The organism is Hoylesella oralis ATCC 33269 (genome assembly GCF_000185145.2).
GTDB classification, from domain to species: domain Bacteria; phylum Bacteroidota; class Bacteroidia; order Bacteroidales; family Bacteroidaceae; genus Prevotella; species Prevotella phocaeensis.
In genome coordinates this window covers 147,134-161,865 of sequence record NZ_GL833116.1, presented here as the reverse complement: position 1 = coordinate 161,865, position 14,732 = coordinate 147,134, and the positions used below count along the sequence as shown (strand labels likewise).

General features: G+C 43.1%; 14 protein-coding genes and 5 pseudogenes. 8 read left to right on the top strand and 11 right to left on the bottom strand.

The genetic code is table 11. The features are described from left to right. Positions 1-120: 120 nt before the first annotated feature. Both HMPREF0663_RS00715 and HMPREF0663_RS00710 read right to left on the bottom strand, forming a co-directional pair. Complete coding sequence (locus HMPREF0663_RS00715) at positions 121-498, bottom strand: helix-turn-helix domain-containing protein (RefSeq protein WP_004368105.1); 378 nt, start codon at positions 496-498, stop codon at positions 121-123. After that, positions 495-785: pseudogene (locus HMPREF0663_RS00710) on the bottom strand (helix-turn-helix domain-containing protein). The gene HMPREF0663_RS00715 and the pseudogene HMPREF0663_RS00710 overlap by 4 nt, the downstream one beginning before the upstream one ends. Positions 786-1,253: 468 nt before the next feature. On the opposite strand from HMPREF0663_RS00710, the gene HMPREF0663_RS00705 reads away from it, so the two are divergent. Together HMPREF0663_RS00705 and HMPREF0663_RS11530 are read left to right on the top strand one after the other, a co-directional pair. Then, on the top strand, positions 1,254-2,633 hold the full coding sequence (locus tag HMPREF0663_RS00705) for a virulence-associated E family protein (protein WP_004368102.1): 1,380 nt from the start codon (positions 1,254-1,256) through the stop codon (positions 2,631-2,633). Positions 2,634-2,842: 209 nt separating this feature from the next. After that, a pseudogene (locus tag HMPREF0663_RS11530) lies at positions 2,843-3,555 on the top strand (CHC2 zinc finger domain-containing protein); the annotation flags it as partial. On the opposite strand, the gene dinD reads toward HMPREF0663_RS11530, so the two are convergent. After that, positions 3,451-4,506 (bottom strand): DNA damage-inducible protein D, encoded by a 1,056-nt coding sequence (dinD, locus tag HMPREF0663_RS00695; protein ID WP_004368100.1) that lies wholly within the window; start codon positions 4,504-4,506, stop codon positions 3,451-3,453. The pseudogene HMPREF0663_RS11530 and the gene dinD sit on opposite strands and share 105 nt — an antisense overlap. Before the next feature lie 52 nt (positions 4,507-4,558). Then, positions 4,559-5,788: a site-specific integrase gene (locus tag HMPREF0663_RS00690; RefSeq protein WP_016665620.1), complete on the bottom strand. Its 1,230-nt coding sequence runs from the start codon at positions 5,786-5,788 to the stop codon at positions 4,559-4,561. Between the two features lie 285 nt (positions 5,789-6,073). Between HMPREF0663_RS00690 and HMPREF0663_RS00685 the strand changes: the two are divergent. The 5 genes and pseudogenes from HMPREF0663_RS00685 to HMPREF0663_RS00665 form a co-directional block, all read left to right on the top strand. Further along, positions 6,074-6,274: pseudogene (locus HMPREF0663_RS00685) on the top strand (tyrosine-type recombinase/integrase); the annotation flags it as partial. Positions 6,275-6,310: 36 nt separating this feature from the next. Continuing rightward, a complete protein-coding gene (locus HMPREF0663_RS00680) occupies positions 6,311-6,778 on the top strand; it encodes a DUF1896 domain-containing protein (RefSeq protein ID WP_004368096.1) in 468 nt (155 codons plus the stop codon). A 140-nt stretch (positions 6,779-6,918) separates the two neighbouring features. Further along, positions 6,919-7,264, top strand: a pseudogene (locus tag HMPREF0663_RS11585) (hypothetical protein). A gap of 364 nt (positions 7,265-7,628) precedes the next feature. Beyond that, the gene (locus HMPREF0663_RS00670) at positions 7,629-8,051 is read left to right on the top strand and encodes a hypothetical protein (protein WP_004368093.1); all 423 of its coding nucleotides are present in this window, start codon (positions 7,629-7,631) and stop codon (positions 8,049-8,051) included. A 62-nt stretch (positions 8,052-8,113) separates the two neighbouring features. Further along, positions 8,114-8,317, top strand: a pseudogene (locus HMPREF0663_RS00665) (PcfK-like family protein); the annotation flags it as partial. Between the two features lie 88 nt (positions 8,318-8,405). Here HMPREF0663_RS00665 and HMPREF0663_RS00660 read toward each other — a convergent pair. The 7 genes from HMPREF0663_RS00660 to HMPREF0663_RS00625 all read right to left on the bottom strand — a co-directional run bounded on the left by HMPREF0663_RS00660 (position 8,406) and on the right by HMPREF0663_RS00625 (position 13,273). Further along, on the bottom strand, positions 8,406-9,443 hold the full coding sequence (locus HMPREF0663_RS00660; RefSeq protein ID WP_004368091.1) for a tyrosine-type recombinase/integrase: 1,038 nt from the start codon (positions 9,441-9,443) through the stop codon (positions 8,406-8,408). An 8-nt stretch (positions 9,444-9,451) separates the two neighbouring features. After that, a complete protein-coding gene (locus tag HMPREF0663_RS00655) occupies positions 9,452-10,435 on the bottom strand; it encodes a tyrosine-type recombinase/integrase (protein ID WP_004368090.1) in 984 nt (327 codons plus the stop codon). Further along, on the bottom strand, positions 10,428-11,075 hold the full coding sequence (locus HMPREF0663_RS00650) for a tyrosine-type recombinase/integrase (RefSeq protein ID WP_159430524.1): 648 nt from the start codon (positions 11,073-11,075) through the stop codon (positions 10,428-10,430). Before HMPREF0663_RS00650 ends, HMPREF0663_RS00655 begins: the two co-directional genes overlap by 8 nt. Positions 11,076-11,130: 55 nt before the next feature. Continuing rightward, positions 11,131-11,679: a hypothetical protein gene (locus tag HMPREF0663_RS00645; protein WP_004368088.1), complete on the bottom strand. Its 549-nt coding sequence runs from the start codon at positions 11,677-11,679 to the stop codon at positions 11,131-11,133. A 232-nt stretch (positions 11,680-11,911) separates the two neighbouring features. Further along, positions 11,912-12,160, bottom strand: coding sequence for a hypothetical protein (locus tag HMPREF0663_RS00640; protein ID WP_004368087.1), 249 nt, complete (start codon positions 12,158-12,160; stop codon positions 11,912-11,914). Next, a complete protein-coding gene (locus HMPREF0663_RS00635) occupies positions 12,157-12,582 on the bottom strand; it encodes a transposase (protein ID WP_231375193.1) in 426 nt (141 codons plus the stop codon). Before HMPREF0663_RS00635 ends, HMPREF0663_RS00640 begins: the two co-directional genes overlap by 4 nt. Positions 12,583-12,883: 301 nt before the next feature. Beyond that, positions 12,884-13,273, bottom strand: a complete 390-nt coding sequence (locus tag HMPREF0663_RS00625) for an IS110 family transposase (protein WP_016665624.1) — start codon at positions 13,271-13,273, stop codon at positions 12,884-12,886. Positions 13,274-13,627: 354 nt separating this feature from the next. On the opposite strand from HMPREF0663_RS00625, the gene HMPREF0663_RS00620 reads away from it, so the two are divergent. Continuing rightward, positions 13,628-14,701, top strand: coding sequence for an alpha-mannosyltransferase (locus HMPREF0663_RS00620; RefSeq protein WP_004368083.1), 1,074 nt, complete (start codon positions 13,628-13,630; stop codon positions 14,699-14,701). The last annotated feature ends 31 nt before the right edge of the window (positions 14,702-14,732 follow it).

The window sequence follows — 14,732 nt, the reverse complement described above, 5'->3', positions numbered from 1 at the left end:
ATGTCTCTCTGTAATAGCATCGCATCTTTATTGCTATATGTCAAGCAATTACTACTATTCATGATGGCAAAGATACTATAAATATTGCAAAATAAGCCAAGAAGAGTGAAAACTCTTGCATTAAGACATAAAAAGAAACGGCACTTGAAGCAGACTTCTCTCTGCTCCAAGTGCCATTTTCTCTTTAGCAAGATGTCTACTGTCTTTATCTTTATAGTTAGCTTCCAACATCTTTTCCAAATCCGAAGCCTTATAGAGTATCTTGCCAGCAAACTGCGTGTAGGGGATAACCTTTCGGTCCCGATAGTCCTGCAAGGTACGGGGACTGATATACAGCCGCTCGCACACTTCCTTGCCCGTAAGGAAAAGTTCTCCGGCAAAGAGCGGCTTGTGCGTCTCTGCCACTTCCCCAATTCTTTTCCCCACACCTCTTAGCGCCGAGACAACCAGCTGCATCTCGTCGCTTTCCATGTTCAAATCTTTTGCCATTTCCATCATATACTGTTGTTTTTAGGTTTGTCTGTTCTTGCAAGGAGCAGCTGTTCCACATCCTCACGCTTGTAATAGCACTTGTGGCCGATTTGCGTAAACGGCAGCACGCCTGTATCGCGGTAATGCTGCAAGGTGCGCTTACTGATGTTCAACAGCCGGCACACATCTCCGTTGTGTAGCTAATCGGTGTGTTTGCTCTTTTCTCCGAATGCTTGGTGGCAACTCTCGGCAAGGCTCAAGATTTCATCTCGAAGCTTTGCCCAATTGCTTTCTGTAGTGACGTAATAGTTCATAATCTTATCTTGTTATTGTTTATTACTTCAGGCTTTTCCTGTTTCCACCTGCAAAGATAATGGCGTATGTAGGCCTCTCAAAGCAGCAGGGAACAGTAGGGAAGTATCGGGAACAATAAGGAAAAAGGCAATCCGTTCCATCGGTTTGCATTTGCGTTTTCCTGCCCCGTCTTTTTCCTTTCATTGCAAAATTAAGATAGGACATTTCTTATTCCATCACTTTTCATTCAACTGACAGCTTGTGGCGCTATGGCAGGGACAAAAGAGACAGATTGATATTCTCGTCATTACCCAAATGAGGATAATAAGATAAATCAAAGCAAAAGACTGCATCTGAAAGCAAACAACGACATCAATATTTCAGCCAACCTTTTCTTCTTACCACCCGATTTTTGCTTAGTGAGGCGATAAAAGTTCTTCTTGTCTACTTGTTTCCCTAAGAATTTCGCAGCAGACTGACGCAACATTATGCAAGAAGTCTCTGAATGCTTGGAAGTTACGCATTCTCACCCTAACTTCACTCTTGGAAACCAATTCAAGGAAATAATGAAAAGAGAAGCAGATGCAGGCAATATAACCAATAGGCGAAATCACAATCGCAAGGGTAGCTCATCCAAGAATGCAGAGATTGAAACCTACCTCTCCATGCGCTATGAGTTCAGATACAACACGGTATTGGGAAGAACCGAATATCGTCATAAAACAAATAGCGATTTTACAAAGGTCGGTCGTTATGAAATCAACACACTCCGCAGAGAGATAGACAACGACATCGGGATAATAACCTCCTCCGATAATCTCTATTCAATCATCGAGAGCAGTTTCTCTCCACGCATCAACCCCATACAAGAGTATTTTAAGGCATTGCCCTTGATAGATATAGGCAGTAGTTGTGGTAATACTAACGAATACAATAGTTGCTGCAATGCTTCCTCCCTTTCACTGAAAACCATTCCCGAACTGGCAAGTTGCGTTGTCGTGCGCAACTCCGACAAGTGGATGCCGTATCTCACCAAATGGCTCGTGGCAGTGGTTGCCAATGCAATGGACGACCGTGAGTGTCGTAACCACACCTGCCTTGTACTGACAGGCGAGCAGGGCAAGTTCAAGACGACGTTTCTTGACTTGCTCTGTCCGCCGGCATTGCACGGTTACAGTTACACGGGCAAGATATATCCGCAGGAGAAGGACACACTTACCTATATCGGACAGAACCTCATCGTGAACATCGACGACCAGCTCAAGGCCCTCAACAAACGGGACGAGAACGAACTCAAAAACCTCATCACCTGTCCGATGGTCAAATACCGCATGCCCTATGACAAGTATGTGGAGGAACATCCTCATTTGGCGAGCTTCGTGGCATCGGTGAATGGAAACGACTTCCTTACAGACCCGACAGGCAGCAGACGTTTTTTGCCCTTTGAGGTCTTGTCTATTGACATCAACAGGGCAAAGGCTATTTCGATGGATAAAGTCTATACAGAAGCGAAAGCCCTGTTAAAATCTGGTTTTCGCTATTGGTTTGACGATGACGAGATAGCCGAACTGTATCGGGAGAGCGAGGACTTCCAAGTGCAGACAGCAGAGATGGAACTCTTGCTGCGTTGTTTTGAGAAGCCAACGGAGGACGAAAACTATTTGTTAATGACCACTACAGAGATACTCACCTATTTGGGTATTTATACCCACCAGCCACTTCTTGCCAAATGTATGGGCGAAGCCTTGAAGAAAGCAGGATATATAAAGATGAGCAAGCGAAGAAACGGTGGGAATCCCATCTATGTCTACAAGATTAGAAAAATCTTGCCATGTCCACTCATTCAAACTTGTAGTAGCCAAATGTAGTAGAATGTGTAGTATCTCCACATACCACTAACTATTGCTGATTATCAATCATTTATATTAAAATAGTATGTAGTAAGAAGAAAGATGGAAAAGTTTGGAAGGGAAAAACTTCGGAAAAGAGAATTTCATTCAAACAACATTCAAATATCATTCAAACCAACCATTAATTATTCAAATAAAAATTATCCAACCAATTAAAGTTTATGAAAATGAAAGAAGAAGATTTATCACTCATCAAGCGATACCCCATCGTGGCGTATCTTGAAAGGAAAGGTTTCAAGCCTGTACGCAGGACACCGACCTATGCAATGTACCGTTCACCGTTTAGAGCGGAAATACATCCGAGTTTCAAGGTGGACACGCAGAAGAACCTTTGGATAGATTATGCCGAAGGCAGGGGCGGAAGCATCATCGACCTCTGTATGCGATTGGAGAACTGCACGCTCTCGGAAGCCATCTACCGTTTGGGGCAGACCACTTCCTTTGATACAGCGTGCAACAATGCCGAACCCTCAAAGGAGAAGGCATACAGCAGCAATGGTAGTATCAGACTACCAAAAGAGGAAATGGCAAACGGGCAAGGAGACTGATAGAAGTATCAGACATCTTGCCGCCACATTTACAGGAGTACCTTGTAAATGAACGCTGCATCAACTTGGAAAAGGCATTGCCCTTTCTCAAATGTATCAGCTATGAACTTCGGGACGACAAGACGTTCAAAGGAACGATTGCCCCAAAGGACATCACCCCGATATTTGAGAACAAGGCGGAGCCCGTCTGTCTGTTTGAGGGGTTTATGGACTTTTTCTCTTTTCTTTCAATGAAAGAAGAAGTAATCAACCGCTGCCTTGTGATGAACTCTGTGAGCAACATTGGAAGAAGTATCAGCTACCTGAACAACCATCAAGTATCTTCTATCCGTACTTCCCATGTGATCGAGTATCTTTTGGCTTTTCTTCAACCCCTTTCGGGCATGAATCGCTTTTGCGTCTAATCCACCGTAAAGACCTTTGTAGCCATGATTCTGGAAGATTGCATAATCACGAGATTCAACAACACCGGCATTCTTGGCAGCATCAGCCAGCTGGCTATTGTGGCGAGCCAGTTCATTACGCAAAAAGAGACGTTTTTCTTCTTCGTTTGTCAGACGATTGTACTCGTCCATCTGCTTTATCTCTGCAATTCGTGTCTGAACGGCAAAATAAGTTTGTCCATTCGCTACTACCTCTTTGCCAGGATCAGCATTCTGTACAATCAAGTAACAGGCATAACGGGATAGTTTTACAGATTCCAAAGGGCGTTTTGCTCCAGATCCTATACTGACCATTTCGAGGATATCCTCGAAATGGTCTAAGGGATTGTTATTACTATTAGCACATGCCTCTTTTGCTTTTTCTATTACTGGCAGAAAATGACGGTATTCAGAATACTCAAGCACTTTTGCCATTTCTCGTGCTGACCAATATTCTATGCCATTCTCATCAATATGTCTAATCTGTTCAAAGACAGACTCCTTGGAATGGACTGCAAGGCGTTCCCGTTCCCTTTCTCCCATTTTGAGCAGATGGGTAGGAATGACCGCCTGACCTGCTATCCTGTTTTTCAGCACTTCGGCACCGACCACACCCTGCTCTTTGAGCATTTCATCATAGAGCCGTTCCGCATGCTTGCGGAACTCTTTCAGGCGGTTGTTCGTCCGCACGTCAGTGGTCTCCGCCTTTTGGGCATTCCACTGTTTGGAATTACAGGAGATACCCGTGGTTATAACTGTACTTTTCCCGTCGATGGAAATTCGGCAGAGTACGGCGGTTGTGCTGTCCGCATGGACTTTGCTTCGATTGATGTATAACAATAAAGAGAATGTACTGCGCATGGTTATTTCATTGTTCTTTGATTTTCATTCTGTTTTCTATATGTCTGTGTGTTTATAATACGAGTTTGAGGTCTTTTGTCGCCTCGATATATTTGTCCATGTCCTCGAAAAGCTTCTTGGGCGTAACCTTCGCATACACCTGAGTAGTTTGCAGGTTGGAATGTCCCAGCATCTTGCAGATGGTCTCGATAGGAACGCCGGCTTCCAAGGTAATCAGCGATGCAAACGAGTGCCTGCCGGCATGGTAGGTCAGGTCTTCTCTGATGTCGGCAAGGACAGCCAGACATTTCATGAGGCGGCGCATATTGGGATAGTGCAGCATCGGAAAGAGTGTAGGACGGTCGTCGTCCCGGTACTTCTCTATCAGGGCAAGGGCTTCGGGCAGCAGCTTGACACAGGCACGAAGCTCGTTCTTCTTGCGGCGATATTTGAGCCACAGTCCGCCATTGTCATCCGTGAACAGATTGTCACGCGTAACGGAAACGGCATCAGCATAGGCTGTTCCCGTATAGCAGGCAAAGAGGAAGAGATCTCTTGCCAAGATATGGGAGGCATGATGTTCGGGGATTACCAAGTCACGGATTTTCTCGAAGGATTCCCGGCTTAGGGCTTTCGGTGTTTTCTCCTTTGGTTGGGGAAGACTGAAATGGGCGAAGAAGCATCTGTCGGCATGTCCCTCCTTGTAGGCTTTTCGACATACCTTCTTGACGATAGCCAGATAGTGCCGGCAGGTATCTATGGCAAGCCCTTTCTCGTCCAAGATGAAGCTCTGATAGTCATGAATGAACTGTTCCGTCATCTGACCGAAAGCAACGTCTTTGGAGTGAAACTCCTTTTCGATGAACTCCGCCAAGGTTCTACGGGTATAGATATAGGCAGGGTAAGTTCCCTTTGCACGGTCTATTCCGATGCGCTTCCTCAAATCCTCGCAGACGATGTCCGCCATTCCCAACAGAGTCATCTGTGTTCCGAGACTTCCTTGAAACAGATTCTTGACGGCTTCCGCATCGAAATCCGTTTTTCTCTCCACGAGCGTGTCGAATGCCGTGTGGATGGAGAGCAACAGTTTGTCCAGCTTCGCATTGGTCTCCACGGCTTCATGATTCTTGCCTTTCAGACGGCTTTCACGAGGATTCCATAGCTCGGGCGTACAGGAGATTTTGCAACTGAACTGTAACATCGAACGGTTGACGGTGATACGTCCCATAATGGGAGCTTTGCCCGACTTGTCCAATCGGCTCTTTTTGAGGTAGAGCAACACCTTGAATTTTTCTATTTTCATACGCTTTAATTTTATGGGCAAAATTACCCGTTGTTAAAGCGTTCTTTGATAAGCAAAACATTGTGGAACAGTGAGATAGAATCTGTATCAGAGAAATCTCTCCTTTTTTCGTTACCTCACCTCATTGGGGAAACCGGCGGATAACGGTTTGGTAACTGAAAGGATTCAATATTCCGTGCTGGATTGCTTTCCTGCCACACTCGCAGAATATAGAAAATCGACTAATTCACAACTGGTTACCGGTTTATTCTCTATGTTCTTCCAATTCCTTAAATGGACGATATTTTCCATGTCGCCCGCCATACGTTTGCCACCATGTCACTGAGTAAGGGCGTTCCGATGGAAAGCGTATCGAAGATGCTGGGACATACCAATATCAAGACTACACAAATCTATGCCCGCATCACCAACAAGAAGATTGAGCATGACATGGAACAGCTTGCCGACAAACTCGATAAGTTCAATAAAGCGATGGGCATCCGATAATATAATTAATATATAACCCTAAAAATAAAATGAATTATGGAAACAACAAAGAAAGAACTGTCCTACTTCCGTCTGAAGTTGGAGAACTATCTCAGTGGGCATTTCTCCGAAATGCTGAGTGACAAACCATTCATAACGGCAAGAGCCGACGAAGCACTTACCACCTACTGCGATGCCGTGGCACAAGGCTTTTCCCATCCCGAAGCGGAAACAATGGCAAGCGAAGTGTTGCATCGAGGATTGCATTTCTCAAAGTACGACACGCTTGTGTCTGTCTTGGAGAATGAGTTTGAGAAAGAACTTCCCGGTCCACTCCCCGAAAGGCTCTCCCCGATACTTCTGAAGAACAAGGCTGTGCAAAGCGTTTTCGACAAGTACGAACTGACAGACGATTTCGCCGCAAGTCCTGAGTATGAGAAACTCTACACCGAACTGACAGGGACAATCGTTCTGCTCATAGAGGTCAATGGTCTGCCAACGATAGGCGGTGAGAACATGACTTGATATTGCACCTTCGGGAGCTTTTGTAGTGTTAAGAGCCAAGATAAACACTCCACTCCACACGACAAGAGTTTTGCAAACACTTGTCTTTGTGTAGTCTGCGCATCTTGTAAATGCTCTTGAAACTATTAAAAGCTCCGATTATGAATACAATCATCATGAATCAAGACGTTCACACACCTGCCTTCATCAAGGCAGACGCATCGAACAAAACCGATAAGAACAGGCTGCAGCCGACTTCTCCCAAGCAAGTCCGCCGCTTCTCTTGGACACGCTTCGTCGAACTCACTATTTACTTTCCATCGTTATCGGGGCCGTTTGGTTTATCTCAAAGATAGTAACGCCACAGGTCGTTACTGCCGTGTCAGTCATTGCAGGTTTTCTGATACTGCGCTTTATCGTCAGAGTCATTCTCCAAGTAACCTTTACGCTGCTAAGATACATTTCTGGATTGCCATACTCTGTGCCATCCTGCTTTGCGTGCTTTGAGAAGCACGGTTCTGTAAAATCTTTCATTTATCATTCATCAGGTGGTTATCTCACATTTTGAGATAGCCACCTTTTCTTTTTTCCATTGCCGGGCGTTGCACTTTCGCTTCTGTTCCATGGCTCCACTATATGCGAAGCGGGGAAGACGGATGCTGTCCCCTTTTTATCCGCAAAGGTAGTACGGGGCTAATGGCTTTCCCAAGGTCTGTGCCTAAAGGTTTGTCTGGAAAATCTCCACACCTGCGCTGCACTTCGGCTAGTATTTTCCGCCAAAACCTTGTGCAAGCCCCGCCCCGCTACCTTGTTTTTGCTACAAAAAGGAATCAGCATACTCCGATCTTTATACGCATAAAAAAATGTCGCTATGGATAAGCAGAAAGTAAATACAACATCTTCGATGAGCAGAAAAGGATATAGCTCCTCCTCTCATTACCGCATTAAATCTGTGGTTGGACAAAGTGAGCAAGTAGTGGCTACGAAGTTCGTGCAGTGGGACGTAAACCCATTGGAGAGCCTTTGCAATAGTAAAGTGTATCTCTTGCGTATGAAACTCAATCGTGGCGAGCATATGAGCCGTGAAGAGAAGAATTGGCTTTGTGAAGCGGTGAACTCAAACACCTATTTCCGCACAGCCGTACCCCTGCAAGGTTGGAGGTTTGACTTCCTTGACGTGCTGAAGAAATACCTTGTCAATCAATATAGGCAGTGGGCAGAGTACCACGCACCCGACCATACCAGCCTAAGAAGTTTCCTTTGGGGACGGATAAACCAAATAGTAGAATTGTAAATCGGCGGACGAAGTGAAAGCCAAATCCCCAAGTATTAACAACATTAATAACATATGCGATTATGAAGGGAACAGAACATTTCGCACGGACAATAGCGGAATATCTCAACCAGCGTGCAGCGACAGACCCCTTGTTTGCCCCCAACTTACAGAAGCCCAACAAAAGTATCGAGGAATGTATCACTTACATTCTGAGCGAGGTGCAGAAAAGCGGTTGCAACGGATTTGACGATGATGAAATCTACTCAATGGCAGTTCATTATTATCCAAAGTAGCACAATATCAAAACAATAATTAGAAGTAGCGTTGCAAGACAGATAGTTACACCTATACTTTTAATTTTCTACTTTTGATTTATTTGCCCAATCCTTTGAGCCAATTCAAAAGTTTCTCATCGTCATTCCATATCTCGATAGCCTGTGATTGAGGTATGATGTCGGCAGCTGCAGCTTCTAGTGCTTTACGTTTCTGCTCACTGTCCATTCTGACATAAGTTTCGGTTGTCTTAACGGAAGAATGGCCGAGAAAGTCTCTGATGTATATGATATTCATTCCAGCCTGTAGCAGGTGGGTTGCTTTGGAGTGCCGAAATGAATGAGGTGATAGTCTCTCCGGCATTAGTGCAGGATGTTTCTCTCTGACTTTATCTGCATACATCATGATGATGTGGGTTAAGCCGGCCGATGTCAGCCTTCTACCATGGATATTGACGAACAGAGGTTGCTTACTAATATTGTCTGGTTCAATATTGGTATCTTTCATATAAGCCTTGAGAATCAATACAAGTTTCTCATGTATGGGAACAATCCGTTTTTTACGTCCTTTGCCCGACAAAACGACATGATAGGGTTTCGTCAGATTAAGATTGTGTGCAGAGAACGAGATAAGTTCATTGGCCCGGGCACCGGTATCATACAAGAAGGCCAGAATAGCAAGATGCCGTCTACCTTGTATTGTATCGGTTGGCACCTCTGACAGTAGCGTCTTCATTCCTTCCTGGGTAAGAAAAGATATACAAGGCATATCGGATTTCTTTGATTTTATTGACAAAATTTCCTGCCATCTTGCGATATTCTTAAAATCCTTGTACTGTGCGTAATGGCAAAATGCCTTAACGGATGCAAGTCGTGAGTTACGGGCCGGAACCTTATTGCCTTTTTTCATCTCCAACCAATTAAGATAGTCATTGATGCTCCTCCGAGACAAATCCTTGACGAATAGTTTGTTGGCTCGGATGCCTTTATTGTCTTTAAAGAAAGCGTAAAGACTTTGAAAGGTTGCACTGTAACTGCGTATCGTGTGGCTGCTTACTCCTCTCTCTTTAGGTAGATATGTTTCAAAGAAATCCTTGAGCAGCAGAGCCATATCTGTGATGTTATTTATCTGTTTCATAATCAATTTTATATATCTGGAAATATTGTAGCTAACTTGTCACCACCAGCTTGATAGAGAGCCGGATAAATTTCCAATGCCAGACGGATATAATGTTCTGTTGAATAGATGTCATGATGACCGAGGAGGGTGGATATGATAGGCCAGGCTGTATAGATGTCCATACCAGATTTTACCATGTGATATACTGAGTGGACTGCAAATGTGTGCCGCAAATCATGTACACGTGGTCCTTCTCCATGCCCGGCATGCGTGATACCACAGACTTTCAGTATTTCCCTGAAGCGTTTGTAGACAGCGGCATGCGATATTTTCTCTCCCCGATGGTTGACAAACAAGTACGAATCAGGTTCTGCGGATGAATCCAACGGCATCTTATCCCTGTAATGCATATATGTACATAGAACCTCTTTCATTTGCTCATTGAGAGGGATCAGGCGGTGCTTGCGATTCTTGGTTTTTGTCAGAGTAATAAATCCTTCCGATATATTGACATCGGAATTCCTAATTGCCAAAACTTCTCCTACACGTGCGCCACAATAATACAGGAATCTGAAAATGACAGGCAGACCAATCAGACATGTGGTATTGTGGCGGCATTGCAAGAGAGTGTTATCGATGGCATTGAACAGGCTTTTCACCTCTTGCTCCGAGTAGACGTGGGGAATATAGGATGTTTTTGGTCGTTTGGGCAATGATGGTATGTACGAGGCATATCCCATATGACACATAAACTGCGAAAATTGTCTGAGAATAAGTATTTTGGCATATCTTGTGCGCTCACTGCATATACCGACGTTTTCAAGCCATTTCAGATAGATGTCTTGAGTGATTGCCACATCCTGCATACGCTGCACCGATGGCATTTTGTCCAGTTCGTAAAATACGGTCAGGATACTTCTGATACCAACATTCTGATGTCTTTTTACACAAAGATATTCATTCATCAATGGACCGAGAGGACTTGTAAAAACAAAAGATTCATTACTCATAGAATATTCCTCCTTTCTGCTCATAAAATGTCAAAGGGACGAGAGGTATGAGAAGCAAGCATTTTTTAAGTCCGGCCATGTCCACTCTCAAGTATGACTTAGTTGAATTGGAAGAGGAATGACCGAGCACGTTTGCTATCATTGGCAGTGGTTGCCCATCTTTCAGAAGGCGTGTTGCAAGAGAATGACGCATGGCATGCATGGCATGCATGGCATGCATGCCATGATGCCGACGTTTGACATTAATCCCAGAAGTCCATATCGCAGTTTGAATCCCGACATAAAGTGTATTCACCGACATCTTTTGATAAGGTGGTTTCAAAGTCAAGAATACATGTTTGTTAGAACAGTCGTTCTTCCGTTCATTCTTTAGATAATCTATAAGCGCACTTCCAACTTCCTTAGTAAGAGGAAGTTCAACCCGTCTCTTTGTTTTTTCTTGAAAAAGAGAAATGGTATTATGTTCCCAATCAATATTGCTGAATGTAAGATTGATAATATCTGATCGCCTGAGTCCTAATATTGCTCCCAACAGAAATGCTGCATAAAGACGCTTCCCACCCAGTTCTTTACGATTGATGGCATTGCCTATGGCGGTTATCTCCTCTGTGGAATACACAGAGGGAAGTTTCTCTCTCATTGGGAATTTGAAACCCTTGACCAGCATCCCAAAGTATGGCGGTTTATGCCCTTGTTCAACAAGGAATTTGCACAGCCCTTTTACCACTTGAAAGCGATTGACTGGGATTGTTTTGACTGGAATCAACGAACTCCAACAAGAGTTTATCGCTCACATCCTCTAACGTGTCAATGGATTTAAGATGCAAGAATGTCAAAAGGCGACCAAGCACCCTGGTGTAAACATAAAGGGTACCTTGGGAAACTCGCATGGCTCTCTTGTAGTCTATTAATTGCAAGAAAACAGAACCGATTTTACCACTGAAATCAAATTTTTGTTTTTGAGGAATATACCGACTAATACTACCAGACTGAAGGACGCTGTCCAGAATGGTGATACTGCGCCGCAGATGAGATGACATCAACACCTTTTCCTCCGGCAAGGTGGCAAGAAATGCCTCTCCGATTGAAATACTGTAATGTTCAAATCCTTTTACAGACATAAAGTGGTTCAATTTAGAGTCCCAGATTTGCTTGAATCTCAGAATTGATTTTTCTGAGTAACCTACATCCCTCATGAGCATTACGCACTCATTGATGAGAATTGTTAATGATTTTGTTTCCATCGTGTTTGAATTTAATTGAACGAAGAAACAAATATATGTAAATATCAAAAGTTCTTTATCAAAAGAACAATAAATATAACGTATAAATCAGTGCTTTACAGAATATATGCTCTTGTATATTTTGATATGATACTACTTTGAATAATAATTGATGAGATACATGATGATCTTCCTTTCCATTATAATGTACTACTAAAAGAAAGTATGACCGATTGCTCCTATATAACATTTCTCATTCTTCCGCAACAGAGAGCCTAAGGTTCAGCCTGTCCAATATTCTTTGAGCTAGTGTGATCTTTCTCAGAAGTAGTTCTTTATCGTCAAGTCCGACCTTACGTTCGTCGAATGGTTTCTTTTTGGTTATCATGGCATAGAAGATTCTTGCAATCTTGTTGGCTGTGGCAACGATGGCTTGCAGATGTCCGACCTTCGACTTCTGCCTCCTGAAATACACCCCGATGCCGTTCCTTGAGCTTTTCACGGTATTTGCACATATAGCCTGAACACCTGACCGACCCTGTTCTTCTGCTTCGGCACTTTGCTTGACAGGAGTTTACCACCGGATATTTTGTTGTTGGGCACGAGGTTGCACCACTTGCAGAAGCTCTTGGCGAAAGTGAATTTCTCTGCAAAGCCATTCCCCAGCTCTCTCATGAGGACTGCAAGTGCTCCCAGACTCATTCCCGGAACCGACATTACATTCACGCCCCACATGGAAAAGGCGTGCTTCTCGGCATCAAAAGATATGGCATCCTTCCTGGCCACACGCTTGTTGGTCGGGCTGTAGTTCTGCATGTCCGTTCCGCAGACGTCGGTATAGCTACCCAGCAATCTGTCTATTTCCGCCTCGCAGTCGGCTATCTGAGTATGGATACACTTATAAAGGTCATATGACTGTCGCAATTCAAAAAGGTGCACGGTGTCCCATGTTCCCTCAAGCGACTTCTCAATTGTCTCGCAGCTTGCCTTGCAGCGCCTGTCCACCAGCTGTGCCAGTGATTTCGGTTCGTGGTTTCCCTAAAGTATTGCCTCGATGATGGCTTTCCCCGACTTGCCGAGGATGTCGCTGATGACGGTGTCTACTTTGATGTTCATCAGTACAAGGGACTTCTGCATGTGTTGTACCTCTTTGCCCGCACTGTAGAACATATTGTCACGGTGGCGAGCAAGCTCACGGATACCGCGGGCGGCATCGGGATAAAAGCTAGGCGTCAGCAGGCTCATAGCTGTGCATGAGCATTATCCACTCGGCGTCAGCCTCGTCGGTCTTCTTGCCCGAGACGTTCTTCACCTCTTTCGCATTCGCCAGAAGCACATCGAAACCCCTCTCCTCAAGCAGGAAGTACAGGCCAACCCAATAGGAGCCTGTCGATTCCATCGCCACCGTGGTGATGCCACAGGCTTTAAGCCATGAGGCAATCTTCTCGTAGTCGCATGTGAAACTTCCGAAACAGCGGTTGTTCTCACCGTCCCGGTCCTCGGGTACGCAGACCTGCATCTCGCCATAGGCGATGTCAATACCTGCTGCGTTGGGATTGACTATCTTCAGCTTCAAGCCATCCCTCGTCTTTTCCTTCTCTGCCTTGCGTGCCATACTGAACTTTGTTAAAAAAGGCAAGTCCGATGCTCCTAAGACTATGTACTCTCCTATAAGGTCTCCTACGACCAATTATCACTCTACGGGCATGCGAAACCAAACTGAATATTGGTCTCGAAAGACCATTGCAAATTATGGCCTACTTACTTGCCGCTCCAAAGGTAACCTTTTTCAGGCAGATATAGAGTGCTAAGATGAAAAATGTTATTTCCCGTTTCGCTCAGGGCAAAGCCAAGTGGGGAACTGAATAGTTACTTCGGATCAGCCATTAGTTAAAAAAGTATAATTACTTGAATTTATATTATAAATATCATATTTTTGTAAAATAATTCAGTAACTTAAATAATCAAAATGCTGCCTAAATATATTTATAGAGACTACTACATAACAGCTTCGGATATGCTAAAACTAAAGCGCTATCTGAAGAGGACAATAAATAACATTGAACCTTGCCCAAAATTTCCAAACAAAAGAGGTGTTGTTATGTGTGCTGGTGGGATCAAATATTTTACAGACGCTTGGGTTACAATATCAATGCTGAGAGAAACAGGATGTAATTTACCTGTTGAACTTTTTTATAAAGGCAATGAATTAAATGCTGATTGTATAAAAGAATTAAAAAAGAAAAAAGTAATTTGTAGAGATCTAAATCAATTTGGCTATACAAATTGCACAGGTTATTCACTTAAAGTTCTATCTATTTTTTACTGTTCTTTTCAAGAAATTTTCTTTCTTGACGCGGATAATATACCTCTTAGAAATCCAGAATTTTTATTTGAACTTCCTGAATATAAAAAATACAATGCTATTTTCTGGCCTGATTACACATATACTTCAAAAGAAAATCCAATATGGGAGATTATGGACGTTGAATATAGATATATGCGAGAACAAGAAAGCGGTCAAATAGTCATTAATAAAGCAAAATGTTGGAAGGAGATGAATTTATGTTTAGAAATGAATAAACTATCATATATATTTTACAGATTATTATTAGGAGACAAAGATACTTTTAGGTTTTCTTGGATGGCGTTAAATACCCCATTCTATTTTATGCAGAAGCCACCAGGAAGTTGTGGGTTTATGAATAATAATAAGTTTATTGGATTTACAATGTTACAATATGATAATAAAGATAATCCTTTATTCCTTCATAGAAACCTAATAAAATATCATGCGACAAAGGACAATGAAAAAAAATGGGAAATAATAAAGTCATATCGTACTCCCAATTCGGATGTCAAATTTCAACTTTCACATAACGGAAAACATTATGTTGTTGATTTGGAAGGAGATGTGTTGATCGAAAAATTTACAGATGTTTTTGATGATATTGAAATAAGATGTTTAGAACATCTTAAATTTATAAGGAATAAAAAATTTTATAAAGAGTTCTTATTTAAATCTTTCCTCTTTAACGAATAAAACAAATTATATTTATAATCATTTTAGATTC